This is a genomic window from Streptomyces sp. NPDC001852 (assembly GCF_042891825.1).
In the GTDB taxonomy this organism is placed as follows: domain Bacteria; phylum Actinomycetota; class Actinomycetes; order Streptomycetales; family Streptomycetaceae; genus Streptomyces.
The window spans coordinates 113,407-126,201 of the sequence record NZ_JBIATN010000029.1 but is presented as its reverse complement, the minus strand read 5'-3'; the positions used below and the strand labels follow the sequence as shown (position 1 = coordinate 126,201).

The window sequence follows — 12,795 nt, the reverse complement described above, 5'->3', positions numbered from 1 at the left end:
GGTGTTTCCGACTCTATCAGATCTTTTCTCGATCCGATTTCCTCGGTGCTTTCCAGGTTCCCGCTCTCGCGTTTCCCTTTCCGGCGGTTCCGACTCTATCAGATCCTTTCGGCTCTGACTCCCAGTCAGGGGGGCTTGTCCTCCCGGCCCTTGGGCCGTTCCGACGTCTCAAACCTTAGCGGATCCGCTCGGCGATTCCCAATCGGACCGCCGGGCTTCCATTCGAATTGAATTCGGGCACGCCGAAATCAACCCGTCCGGGAGATCGTGCTGATGATGTGAGGGGTGCCGCTCGGGGCGGCTGAGGTGCTGCCGAAGAACCGTTACGGCTCCGTGGCAACCCGAGGAACTTTACGGAACCGCCAGGGGCGTGTCAACACCCCTCTGTCAAGATCTTTTATGCCGGTCTCGGGCCGCCTCAGTCGAGGTCGCTGAGCCGGCCGCCGGCGTCCGGCTGGGCGTGCTCCACCCGACGCAGGAGCCTGGTCAGGACCTCGCCGAGCACCGCGCGCTCCGCCGGGGTGAGGTCCTGCAGCAGGTCCTCCTCGAAGACGGTCGCCAGACGCATCGCCTCCAGCCACTTCTCCCTCCCCTCCGGGGTCAGCTCGACGATGACCCGCACGCGGTTGGACTCGTCCCGCTCACGGGTGACCAGTCCTTCGGAGACCATGCGGTCGATCCGGTGGGTCATCGCGGCCGGGGTGAGTCCGAGGCGCTTGGCGAGGTCGCTGGGGCCCATGCGGTAGGGGGCGCCGGAGAGGACCAGCGCCTTGAGCACCTCCCACTCGGCGTTGCTGATGCCGAGGTCGGCGGTCTGGCGGCCGTAGGCGACGTTCATGCGCCGGTTGAGCCGGGACAGCGCCGACACGATCTTCTCGACCTGCGGGTCCAGGTCCCGGAACTCGCGCTGGTAGGCGGCGATCTGCTCCTCGAGCGTCGGCTCTGTGAGGTCGGGGGCTGTGTCTGCCATGGCCGCAGTATCGCACGTAGAGCCTTTGCGTTGAAGTCCTTCGGTGTGTAGTCTTTAGCTTCGAACTTTAGCTTTGAAGTCTTCAGGTCTAACTAGTGAGAGAGGTGAACGTGACCAGGGCGATGGGCGCAGCGATGCGCCGGATCCACGTGGGTAACGCACTCAGCGCGTTCGGGCTCGGCTTCACCGTCCCCTACCTGTACGTCTACGTGGCGCAGGTGCGGGGGCTGGGAGCCATGACGGCGGGTCTCGTACTCGCCGTCTTCGCTGTGGCCGCGCTGATCGTGCTGCCGTTCGCCGGCCGGGCGATCGTGCGGCGCGGCCCGCTGCCGGTCCTGCTCGCCGCCCTGGTCATGGCCGCCGTCGGTGCGCTGAGCCTCGGTCTCGCGGGCAACGCCGCCGCCGTACTGCTGTCGGCCGCGGCGCTCGGTGCCGGGCAGGCCGTGATGCAGCCGGCGCTGGCGACGATGATCGTGGACTGCTCCACGGCCGACACGCGGTCGCGGGCGTTCGCGATGCAGTTCTTCCTGCAGAACCTGGGGCTCGGTATAGGCGGCCTCATCGGCGGCCATCTCGTCGACACCACCCGCGTGTCCTCGTTCACGCTGCTGTTCGCGATCGAGGCGGCGATGTTCCTGCTGCTGGTCGGTGTGATGGCGACCGTGCGGATGCCGCACTCGCCGCGGATCGAGGACGCTCCGGCAGGGTCGGCGAAGGGCAGCTGGAAGCGGCTGCTCGGGAACCGGGCGATGGTGCAGCTGTGTGTGCTGGGCTTCGTGCTGTTCTTCGCCTGCTACGGCCAGTTCGAGTCCGGGCTGAGTGCGTACGGCGTCGAGGCCGCCGGGATATCCACCTCCGCACTGGGGACGGCCCTGGCCGCGAACACGCTGATGATCGTGGTCGCCCAGTTCGCCGTGCTGAGGTTCGTGGAGCGCCGCCGGCGGTCGCGGGTCATCGCCGGTGTCGGTCTGATCTGGGCCGTGGCCTGGCTGGCTGCCGGGTACGCGGGGCTGGGGCACGGGAGCCAGGAGATGGCCACGGCTGCGTTCGTGTCGACGTACGCGCTGTTCGGGCTGGGTGAGGCGATGCTGTCGCCGACGGTCGCTCCGCTGGTCGCCGATCTGGCGCCGGAGGGTATGGCCGGGCAGTACAACTCGGCGTTCGCGCTGGTCAAGCAGCTGGCGCTGGCCGTTGGGCCGGCCGTGGGCGGGCCACTCGGCGCCGAGCTGCACGGACCGTACGTGGTGACCTTCCTGGCGTTCTCGTTGGGGATCAGCGTGCTGGCCCTGCGGCTGGGTAGGCGGCTCACCCCCGTGCAGGACCGGCCTTGGCTGGCCCGCGGGACCCGGGTGGTCGCCCGGGGTGGGGCGCCTGCGGAGTCCCTGGCCGCGTAGTCGTAAGGCACCCGGTGCTGGGGCTGGACACGGGACGGGCGCTGCTCGCTGGGAGGTGCCGCCTTCGAGCGTGGGCGACTGCAACCCCTAGGGGCGCGGGGAACTGCGCGAGCAACCCACCGCGCACCCGCACCCGCACCCGGCGAAGGCCATAGGCCCCCACGGCGCTACCCCTTCGGCAGTACGAACTCGCACCACACCGCCTTGCCGCCGCCAGGTGTTCTGCGGCAGCCCCAGTTGGACGCGATCGTCGCCACGATGGCGATGCCGCGGCCAGACTCGTCCGCCGGTTCCGCGCGGCGGCGGCGCGGGAGGTGGTCGTCGCCGTCCGTCACCTCGATGATCAGACGGCGGTCGGTGCGGCGGAGGCGCAGGCGCATGGGGGGCGTGCCGTGCTGGAGGGAGTTGGCGACCAGCTCGCTCGCGGCGAGCACGCCGAGATCGTGCAGCTCGACCGGGAAACGCCAGCTCGTCAGCACGCCGGAGGCGAACGCGCGGGCGCGGGGGGCCGCTTCGACGCCGCCGAGGAGTTCCAGGGCCGCGTTGCGGAAGAGGTCGCCGTCGGGGCCCGTACGGGAGGGGTGCTGGAGGACGAGGACGGCGACGTCGTCGTCGTGGTCGGCGGTGACGCCGGCCGAGCGGACCAGGCGGTCGCAGATCACCTGGGGAGTGCCCGTAGCGCCCGCCAGGGCTCCTTCGAGGGCCGCGATGCCCTCGTCCAGGTCCTCGTCGCGGCGTTCGACCAGGCCGTCCGTGTAGAGGACCGCCGTGGAGCCCGGGCCGAGGGCGATGGAGCCCGACGCGTGCATCCAGCCGCCGGTGCCGAGCGGCGGGCCGGTGGGTTCGTCGGCGCGGGAGACGGTGCCGTTCTCGTCGCGGACCAGAATGGGGAGATGGCCGGCCGAGGCGTACACCAGGCGGCCCTCGTTGGGGTCGTGGATGGCGTAGACGCAGGTGGCGATCTGGTTGGCGTCGATCTCGGTGGCGAGGCCGTCGAGGAGCTGGAGCACCTCGTGCGGGGGCAGGTCCAGGCGGGCGTAGGCCCGCACGGCCGTACGGAGCTGGCCCATGACCGCCGCCGCGCGCACACCACGGCCCATCACGTCGCCGATCACGAGCGCCGTGCGGCCGCCGCCCAGGGTGATCACGTCGTACCAGTCGCCGCCGACGGCGGCTTCGGTGCCGCCGGGGTGGTAGGTGGCGGCGATCCGCAGGTCGTCGGGCTGTTCCAGTTCCTGCGGGAGCAGGGAGCGCTGAAGGGTCACCGCCGTCTCGCGCTGGCGGCGCTCGCTGGCGCGCAGCCGTTCGGCGGCCTCGGCGTGGTCGGTGACGTCGGTGGCGAAGACGAGCACGCCGCCGTCGCGGTCGCCGCCCTCGTCGACCGGGGTGCAGGTGAAGGTGTAGGAGCGGCCGTCGACGGCCTTGCGGGACTTCAGAGTGCGGGACTTGCCGCTGCGCAGCACCTGGTCGAGGAGCGGGAGCAGGCCCAGTTCGGAGAGTTCGGGCAGTGCCTCGCGGGCGGGCGTGCCCATGGGCCGTGCGCCGAAGGCCGCCGCATAGGCGTCGTTGACGTACGCGATGCGGTGGTCGGGGCCGTGTACCAGGGCGACCAGGGCCGGGACGCGGTCGAGGACGTCGCGCGCGGGCAGTTCGTCGACGGCGGGCACGGGGGGTGTGCCGTCGGCCTGCTGTTCCGCGCGGGCCGCGGGCACGGAGCCTTCCCCCCGCCGGTCCGGGGAGACCGGGGTCTCGGTCCGCGCGGCGGCGCGGCGCTGCGTTCCGGGGAGCCGGGCGCTCCAGCGCGTGAAGTTCACTTGGGAAGAAGCCTCGTGGGTGCTTAAGGGCGGGCCGGTGGCCCGTCCGAGGACGTGGGGCGGTCTGGCAGCTGGCGGCGCCGCGGGGACATCCGTCAGACGCCTGGGCGGGCCGGTGAGTTCCTGGGTCCGGTCAGGACGACCCCTTCGGGTCGTCCGAGGGGCTGTGAGGAGGCTTTCCACCGGCAGCGAGTTCGAACTCCGCTCGCGGATGTTCGAGCGAACCGAGCGAGACGATCTCCCTCTTGAAGAGCCCGGCGAGGGTCCATTCCGCCAGGACCCGGGCTTTTCGGTTGAAGGTGGGCACCCTGCTGAGGTGGTAGACGCGGTGCATGAACCAGGCAGGGTAGCCCTTCAGCCTGCGTCCGTAGACCTGGGCGACGCCCTTGTGCAGGCCGAGGGAGGCGACCGAGCCGACGTACGTGTGGGCGTACGTCTCCAGGGGCTCGCCGCGCAGCGCGTGGGCGATGTTGTCGCCGAGGACCTTGGCCTGGCGGACGGCGTGCTGGGCGTTGGGGGCGGTCTCGGTGCCGGGTTCGGCGGCGGTGACGTCGGGTACGGCCGCCGCGTCTCCGGCCGCCCAGGCGTGTTCCGTGCCGTCGACGGTCAGCTGGGCGGTGCATTTCAGCCGCCCGCGCTCGGTGAGCGGCAGGTCGGTGGCGGCGAGCAGCGGGCTGGGCTTGACGCCGGCCGTCCACACGACCGTACGGGTCGGGAAGCGCTGGCCGTCGCTGAGCACGGCGACGCGGTCGGCGCAGGACTCCAGGCGTGTTTCGAGCAGGACCTGGATGTTGCGGCGGCGCAGCTGGGTGACGGTGTAGCGGCCCATCTCCGCGCCGACCTCGGGGAGGATGCGGTCGGAGGCCTCCACGAGGATCCACTTCATGTCCTCGGGGCGGACGTTGTGGTAGTAGCGCGCGGCGTAGCGGGCCATGTCCTCCAGTTCGGCGAGCGCCTCCACGCCCGCGTAGCCGCCGCCGACGAAGACGAAGGTGAGGGCGGCGTCGCGGATCGCGGGGTCGCGGGTGGAGGAGGCGATGTCCATCTGCTCGATGACGTGGTTGCGCAGTCCGATGGCCTCTTCGACGGTCTTGAAGCCGATGCCGTACTCGGCGAGGCCGGGGATGGGCAGTGTGCGGGAGACCGAGCCGGGGGCGAGGACGAGTTCGTCGTAGCCGAGCAGTTCGGCCGGATTTCCCTCCTCGGCGGTGGCGAGCGTGTGGACGGCGGCGGTGCGCACCGCGTGGTCGACGGAGGTGACCTCGCCGACGACCACATGGCACCGGTCCAGGACGCGACGCAGCGGTACGACGACATGACGAGGGGAAATCGAACCGGCGGCCGCCTCCGGAAGGAACGGCTGGTACGTCATGTAGGGGTCGGGAGTGACGACGGTGATGTCGACGTCACCCCTCCTGAGCTCGCCCTTCAGCTTCCGCTGCAGACGCAGTGCCGTGTACATCCCGACGTAGCCGCCGCCGACAACCAGAATGCGCGCACGTTCCTTCACCATCCCATGACGCACCCGGCGCTGTTGTTTGTCCACAGCCCCGGCAATTTGTGTGACCGGCGGCCTGGTGTGCGCGCAGCCGGGCACCGTGCCGGGAGGGGACGAAAGGGGGCAGGTCAGCGGGGTCGGCCGAGGGTGCGCGAAGGTGTGGAAACGGGACGTACGAGACCCGTACTCCGATCGGGGGGCGCACTGTGCGGAATCTGCCCCTTCTGAATTGACCCCCTCTCAACTATGTTCGTGTGTCGACGGGGTGTAGGGAATGTGGTCGAACGGGTGCCGCGACGGGCGGACCCGGTCGAGACCGACTCAGTTCCAGGCACTCCGGGTCACAGGCGGGGAGTCTCCGGGGGGAGACGTCATAACCGGGGGAAAAACATGCATGTTCAGGACACGCATTGGTCATCCGCAGCCGCCATCGCACCGGTCGGCGGGGCGACGATGAGCGCGGCGGTGGGCAACGGACGCGCGGACGGGGCGCGTACGACCCCGCTGCGCGTGGACGCACAGCGCAATCTGGAGCACGTGCTGCGCGCGGCGCGTGAGGTGTTCGGCGAGTCGGGGTACGGCGCGCCGATGGAGGACGTGGCGCGGCGCGCGCGGGTCGGGGTCGGCACGGTGTACCGGCGCTTTCCCAGCAAGGACGTACTGGTCCGGCGGATAGCCGAGGAGGAGACCGCGCGGCTGACCGAACAGGCGCGTGCCGCGCTCGGGCAGGAGGACGAGCCGTGGTCGGCGCTGTCCCGGTTCCTGCGGACGTCCGTGGCGTCGGGCGCGGGGCGGTTGCTGCCGCCGCAGGTCCTGCGGGTCGGCTCCGCGCAGGGCTCCGCCGGTCCGGCCGAGTCCGTCGAAGAGGCTCGGGTGCCCCAGCAGCGGGTGCAGCCGGGCTCCGGTGAGCTGCGGCTGGTGGCCGGGGAGTCCGCCGGGGGCGCCGATGACAGCGGGGTCGGGGCGTTGCTCGACGTGGTCGGGCAACTGGTCGAGCGGGCTCGGGCGGCCGGTGAGCTGCGGGCGGATGTGTCCGTGGGGGACGTGCTGCTGGTGATCGCCACGGCGGCGCCGTCCCTGCCGGATGCCGCGCAGCAGGCGGCCGCTTCTGCGCGACTGCTGGACATTCTGCTGGAGGGGCTTCGGTCCCGGCCGGCGTAGGGGGTCGTCGGGCCGGTCCGGGGTGGGTGGGGCGTGTAGTCGTCGGGCTGCGGGTGTGTGGGCGCCGAGGACGAGACACGGCCCCGCGGCCCTGGGGGAACTGCCGTCCCCTCGTTCGAGGGGTGGGCGGTGTCGTGCACTGACAAGAACCCTCGGATGAGTGGATGCCGTGAACGCGCCGGCCCTGACCGAAAGTCGGTGTGGCACCCTGAGCCGGTGACGGGTTGGGCTGGGCCGGTTTCGGGGGCTTTCCGCGATGAGCGTTGACGGGTGGGACGAGTCACGCGGCGACGACGTCGGCGCGGAGGCCGCCGGCCCGACCCCGCCCCAGGTGCCGAACCAGGGCGGGCGTCCGGCTTCCGCCGGCGGGCGGAGCGAGAAGAGTGTGCCGGCCCAGCGTGAGGGCAGCGCGCTGCCGCCGCGCCGGCAGCCGCCGTCCGACGACGGTGAGCTGATCGAGCGCATGCGCGGCGGTGACGACTCCGCGTACGCGGAGCTCTACCGGCGGCATGCGGAGTCCGTACGGCGGTATGCGCGCACCTGCTGCCGGGACGGGCACACCGCCGACGACCTGACGGCGGAGGTCTTCGCCCGGATGCTGCAGGCGGTGCGCGGCGGATCGGGGCCCGAACACGCCGTTCGGGCCTATCTGCTGACCTCCGTGCGGCGCGTCGCCGCGCACTGGACCAGGTCCGCCCGGCGCGAGCAGCTCGTGGACGACTTCGCCGTCTTCTCCCAGCAGGCCTCGCGCACTTCCGACGGGTCCGACGACACAGCGTCCTTTGGCTCCTTCGGAGCGGGGCTGGACCTCGGCGCCGATGTGCGCGCGATGCACGAGGCCGAGCAGTCCATGGCGATGCGGGCCTTCCGCTCGCTGCCCGAACGCTGGCAGGCCGTGTTGTGGCACACGGAGGTGGAGGACGAGTCCCCGAGCGAAGTGGCCGTGCTGTTCGGGCTGGACGCCAACGGCACGCGTGTGCTGGCTAGCCGCGCCCGCGAGGGGCTGAAGCAGGCCTACCTCCAGGCCCACGTCAGCGCCTCCCTCGCCGGTGACGAGGAGTGCGCCCGCTACGCCGACCAGCTCGGCACCTACGCCCGCCGCAAACTGCGCGTCCGCGCCGAACGGGGCCTGCGCAAGCACCTGGAGGAATGCGCCAGGTGCCGGCTGGCGGCCACGCAGATCGAAGAGGTCGCCGGCGGGATCCCCGATGTCGTCCCGGTCGCGGTCATCGGCTGGTTCGGGGCCGCCGGGTACGCCAAGGCGCTCGGCATCATCGCCGGCAGCGCCGGGGCGGGGGCGGCGGGTGCCGCCGCGGCGGCCACCGGGTCGTCGTCCGGCGGGGCCGGCGGTGCGGGCGGTGCGGCGGCCTCGGAGGGGCTCGGGGCGCCGGTGAAGGCGGGGATCGCGGCCGGTGTGGTCGCGGTGGCCGCGGCCGCGGTGGCGCTCGCCCTGGTGAACGACGGCCGTCCGCCGGCGAAGGAGGTCGCCAAGCCGTCCCCGTCCACGCCGGTCGTGCGGCCCCCGGCGCCGCAGCCGACCCCGTCGAAGAGGAAACCCTCCCCGGAGCCGGCGGTGCTGGCGCCCGAGCCGGCCCCCACCCCGACGCCCACGCCCACGCCGAGACCGACGCCCAGGCCGGCTCCCACACCCACCCCTACGCCCACCCCCACACCGAGACCCGAGCCGACCCCGACCCCCACGCCGCCGCCCGCCCCCACCGTCTACGAGGTGAGCGACCTCAGCTACGACGTCGACGGCGACGGCACCGAGCCCGAGATCCAGATCGCCGAGAGCAGCTGGGTGTGGCAGCGCCACGGCATGTCGATCGGCGGCAAGCTGTACGCGCGCGGAGCGACCGTGCACGGCGAGTCCTCCGTCACCATCGCCCTCAACCGGCAGTGCACCGCCTACGACGCACTGGCCGGCGTGGACGACATGACGCTCGGCCTCGGCAAGGTGTCCTTCTCCGTCTGGGCCGACGGGGTCCGGCTGTGGCAGTCCGGGATGGTCAAGGGACACGACCGGGCCGTGCCGGTCCATGTGGACCTCACCGGGCGCCGGACCGTACGGCTCGTCGTACGGCCGCACAGCAACGTCTTCGACCAGGCGGCGCTCGCGGACTGGGCGGAGTCGCGGTTCACCTGCCGGTAGGCCGGGGCCGGAAGGCCTGAAGGCAGACACGGCAGACAGGTCAGACCGCCGTCAGCGGTCGCGGTCGGCGGTCGCCTCCGCGACGCCGAGTTCCCGCAGCACGTCGGGCACGCCCAGGGAGGCGCCGCGGGCGACCTCGGCCGCGTACCGCTCGGACGACAGGGCCGCGCGGGCGGCGGCCTGCACCCGGGCGGCCTCGCTGCATTCCGGCTCGGGACGCGGATTGCCGTCGCGCCAGCGGTCCGCGGCGGCGAACAGCCGGACCGCACCGGCCAGATCGCCGCACCGGGCCCGCAGACCGGCCGCGATGTCCACCAGCCCCGCCGTGATCGACTCGGCGCACCGCTGGGCCACGGCCACGCGCAGCGCCTCCGCGGCGATCGGCAGCCCGTGTGCGGGGCCCGACTCGTCGGCGGTGAGGAGCGCCTCGACGGTGCGCAGGGCCGCCTCGAACTGCGGTGGCGGGGTGCCGCCGCCGGCCGCCGCGCGGGTCTCCTCGTACAGCTCGCGGGCGTGGGTGATCCGCCCGTCGTGCAGGGCGATATGGGCGCGCAGCAGGAACACGAAGGCACGTGACTCCGGCACCGCGTACCGGTCGGCGGCCGCTCCCGCCTCCTCCAGGGCGGCCAGCGCGGTCTTCGGGTCGCCGGAGCGGTAGGAGATCTCGGCGAGCCGGGCCATCAGGAACGGCGACTCGGCGTAGGCGCCCACCTCGTAGGCCAGGCGCAGTGCCTCCTCGTACTCACCGCGCGCCTCGGCGAACCTGCCGCGAGCCATGGCCGCCTCACCTGCCGCGCTGCACACCTGGGCCCGCATCCAGCGGTCCCCGACGCGCCGGCAGAGCATCCGCAGCTCGGCCAGGTCCTCGTCCACGCCCCGCAGGTTGCCCGGGGAGTCGACGATCACGTGGGTGCGGTACATCAGGGAGACGCCGATCTCCCAGTCGCCGCCGTACACCCGGCAGTTGGCCACGGCCGCGGCCATGATCGGGCCGATGTCCACCGGGCCGCCCAGGTAGTAGGAGGTCAGCGGCCACACGATGCCCGGGAGCCGGGCTGCCTGGGGACCACCGCACTCGTAGGCGGCGCGGACCCGCGCGATGTACTCCGGGGCGCGTGGGTCGGCCGCGAGGTGCTCGGTGCCCGATTCGGAGGTCAGGAACAGGTCGAGCATCCGCAGGTCCATCCGCAGCTCCCGCAGCGGATGCCCCGCCTCACCGTCGGGCACGGCAAGGAAGGCACCCACCGGGTCGGCCGACTCCACCAGGGACATCAGCTCGACCCCGGCACCGAGGGCGCCCGCAGCCGCCGGGGCGGGCGGGGGAGGGGAGGGGTTGAGCGGGAGCGAGGGCGCCTCTGGAGCCGGGCGCGACCGGGGAGCCGAGGGCGCATGGGGGGACGGAGGCGCCGAGGGATCCCAGGCCGTGGAGGCATGCGGGTCGGTCAAGGACCCCGCAGGTGCGGAGGCATCCGGGGCGGCCGGGCCGTCCGCAGTGGCCGAAGGATCCGGGGCCACCGAGGGATCGCGAGCCGCCAAAGGATCCGGGACCCCCGCCGGAGAATCCGAGACCCCCGAGGGACCCGGAGCCGCCGAGGGACCCGGAGCCGTTGCGGCATCCGAGATCGCCGGGGTCCGAGAGGTAGCCGGCGCGTGGGAGGCCGCCAGGGTGTCCAGGGCGATGCCCAGGCGGAGGACCAGGCGGACCCAGGTGACCGCTTCCCGGCGGTGGTTGCGGAGCCACCAGAACCAGCCGATGGCCAGGACGATCGCGCCGGCCTCCGGCTCGTCACCGGCGCGCACGGAGCGGTCCAGGGCCGCCCGGATGTTGTCCAGCTCGGTCTCCAGGCGTGAGATCCAAGGCAGTTGGTCAGCCGACCGCAGGCGCGGCTCGGCCTCCTCGACCAGCGCCCGCACCCACGCGCGATGCCGGCGCTCGGCCCCGGCGCGCAGCCCGGGGAGCTCGGCCGCGCGCTCGGTGGCGTACTCGTGGATGGTCTCCAGCATGCGGTAGCGCATGCCCCCCGTGGCGTCCGGGGCGGCGACCACGAGGGACTTGTCGACGAGGGCGCCGATCAGGTCGGCGGCCGGGCCGGTGCACAGGGCCTCGGCCGCCGCGAGGTCCCAGCCGCCGGCGAACACCGACACCTCGCGCAGCACCGTACGCTCGCGCTCGTCCAGCAGGTCCCAGGACCAGTCGACGACGGCGCGCAGGGTCTGCTGGCGGGGCAGGACCGTGCGGCTTCCGGAGGTGAGCAGGCGGAAGCGGTCGTCGAGCCGGTCGGCGATCTGCCGCGGGGTCAGCAGCCTGAGCCGGGCCGCGGCCAGCTCGATGGCGAGCGGCAGCCCGTCCAGGCGGCGGCAGATCTCCGCCACGGCTTCCGTGTCGGCGAGCACCGCGTCGGCGTCGGGACGGACGGCCCTCGCGCGCTCGGCGAACAGGCGGTGCGCCTGCTCCGGGACGAGGGGCTCGACCGGGCGCACCGACTCACCCGGGACACCCAGGGGTTCACGGCTCGTTGCGAGGACCGTGAGCCCCGGGCAGTGGGTGAGGAGGGTCTCGGCGAGGGCGGCGGCCGCGCCGATGACGTGTTCGCAGTTGTCAAGGATCAGGAGTTGGCTGCGCGGGGCGCAGTACTCGACCAGCAGGGCGACGGGGTCGGCCTGCGGGGTCGCCAGCTCGTTGGTCAGCAGCACGGTCTCGCGCAGACCGAGGGCGCTGACCACGGCGCCGGGCACCGCCTCCGGGTGGTCGAGCGGGGCCAGCTCGACCAGCCATGCCTGGGGGAGCCCTGCGGCGGCCTCCTCGGCGAGGCGGGTCTTTCCCGAGCCGCCCGGTCCGGTGAGCGTGACCAGGCGGGCCCTGTGCAAGTCGGAACGAATGGCCTCGAGTTCTGGTTCCCGCCCGACGAAGGACGTCAGGCGGGGCCGGAGATTTCCGCTGCGCTCGGGGAGTTGAGCGTGGGCCGGCGGTATCGGTGGGCTCGGCGGCTGCGGCTGCGGCTGCGGCTGCGGCTGCGGCTGCTTGAGCAACGACTCGTGCAGGGCTCTGAGTTCCGGGCCGGGATCGGTGCCGAGGGTGTCGGCGAGGGTGCGGCGGGCGGACTCGTACGCGGCGAGGGCGTCGGCGGGGCGGCCGGTGTCGCGCAGGGCGCGGATGAGCAGGGCGTGCAGGGGCTCGTCCAGCGGGTGGGCCGTGGTGAGTTCCGTCAGCTCCGGTACGACGTCCGCGGCGCGGCCGAGGTCGAGGGCGGCGGCGGCGCAGGCGCGGTTGGCCTCCAGGCGCAGGGCCTCCGGGCGGGTGGCGGCGGTGCGGTCGGGGAGGTCGGCGAGGGCGGGGCCGTGCCAGAGGGCGAGGGCCTCGGTGAGGGTGCGGTGGGCCGTGGCCGGATCGCCGGTGATGAGGGCCTTGGTGCCGGTGTCGACGAGGCGTTCGAAGACGTACAGGTCCACGTCGTCCTCGGTCGCCTCCAGGCGGTAGCCGCCCGGGGTGGAGGCGACGGTGTGACGGCCGAGGGTGCGGCGGAGACGGCCGACCAGGGCCTGGAGGGCGGCGGGGGCGTCCTGGGGTGGGTCGTCCGCCCAGATCTCGTCGATCAGGGTTTCGGGGGTGATGGGGCGGGAGGGGCGGAGGGCCAGGGCGGTGAGGAGCGTGCGGAGGCGTGGCCCGCCGAGGGGTACGGGGGTGCCCTGGTCGTCTGCTGCTCGGGCTACGCCCAGGATTCCGTACCGCACCCGGCCATTGTCGCGGGGGGTGCGAGGTGGGGCGACGGGGTTTCAGCGAGCGGTGCTCGATCGGTGCCGTGGAC

At 73.0% G+C, this 12,795-nt stretch carries 7 protein-coding genes; 3 read left to right on the top strand and 4 right to left on the bottom strand.

The annotated features are described in order from the left end of the window. Positions 1-418: 418 nt before the first annotated feature. Positions 419-970 (bottom strand): MarR family transcriptional regulator, encoded by a 552-nt coding sequence (locus ACFYZB_RS36820; protein WP_351208732.1) that lies wholly within the window; start codon positions 968-970, stop codon positions 419-421. A 110-nt stretch (positions 971-1,080) separates the two neighbouring features. Between ACFYZB_RS36820 and ACFYZB_RS36815 the strand changes: the two genes are divergently transcribed. Then, complete coding sequence (locus ACFYZB_RS36815) at positions 1,081-2,364, top strand: MFS transporter (RefSeq protein WP_388765894.1); 1,284 nt, start codon at positions 1,081-1,083, stop codon at positions 2,362-2,364. Positions 2,365-2,531: 167 nt separating this feature from the next. Here the strand turns inward: ACFYZB_RS36815 and ACFYZB_RS36810 are convergent, their stop codons facing one another. Together ACFYZB_RS36810 and ACFYZB_RS36805 are read right to left on the bottom strand one after the other, a co-directional pair. After that, complete coding sequence (locus ACFYZB_RS36810) at positions 2,532-4,178, bottom strand: SpoIIE family protein phosphatase (protein WP_388765892.1); 1,647 nt, start codon at positions 4,176-4,178, stop codon at positions 2,532-2,534. Positions 4,179-4,311: 133 nt separating this feature from the next. Continuing rightward, the gene (locus ACFYZB_RS36805; protein WP_388765890.1) at positions 4,312-5,691 is read right to left on the bottom strand and encodes an NAD(P)/FAD-dependent oxidoreductase; all 1,380 of its coding nucleotides are present in this window, start codon (positions 5,689-5,691) and stop codon (positions 4,312-4,314) included. A gap of 375 nt (positions 5,692-6,066) precedes the next feature. On the opposite strand from ACFYZB_RS36805, the gene ACFYZB_RS36800 reads away from it, so the two are divergent. Further along, the gene (locus ACFYZB_RS36800) at positions 6,067-6,837 is read left to right on the top strand and encodes a TetR/AcrR family transcriptional regulator (RefSeq protein WP_388765888.1); all 771 of its coding nucleotides are present in this window, start codon (positions 6,067-6,069) and stop codon (positions 6,835-6,837) included. 256 nt (positions 6,838-7,093) lie between these two features. Further along, complete coding sequence (locus tag ACFYZB_RS36795; RefSeq protein WP_388765886.1) at positions 7,094-8,989, top strand: sigma-70 family RNA polymerase sigma factor; 1,896 nt, start codon at positions 7,094-7,096, stop codon at positions 8,987-8,989. A gap of 51 nt (positions 8,990-9,040) precedes the next feature. Here ACFYZB_RS36795 and ACFYZB_RS36790 read toward each other — a convergent pair whose 3' ends face one another. Continuing rightward, positions 9,041-12,721 carry a BTAD domain-containing putative transcriptional regulator gene (locus tag ACFYZB_RS36790; protein ID WP_388765884.1) on the bottom strand — a complete coding sequence of 1,227 codons (3,681 nt, stop codon included), beginning with the start codon at positions 12,719-12,721 and terminating at the stop codon, positions 9,041-9,043. Positions 12,722-12,795 lie beyond the last annotated feature (74 nt).

What these genes read in the sequence shown, in the direction of transcription:
- ACFYZB_RS36820 (WP_351208732.1), bottom strand. Translation starts at nt 970, where the DNA reads ATGGCAGACACAGCCCCCGACCTCACAGAGCCGACGCTCGAGGAGCAG.
- ACFYZB_RS36805 (WP_388765890.1), bottom strand. Translation starts at nt 5,691, where the DNA reads ATGGTGAAGGAACGTGCGCGCATTCTGGTTGTCGGCGGCGGCTACGTC.
- ACFYZB_RS36800 (WP_388765888.1), top strand. Translation starts at nt 6,067, where the DNA reads ATGCATGTTCAGGACACGCATTGGTCATCCGCAGCCGCCATCGCACCG.
- ACFYZB_RS36795 (WP_388765886.1), top strand. Translation starts at nt 7,094, where the DNA reads ATGAGCGTTGACGGGTGGGACGAGTCACGCGGCGACGACGTCGGCGCG.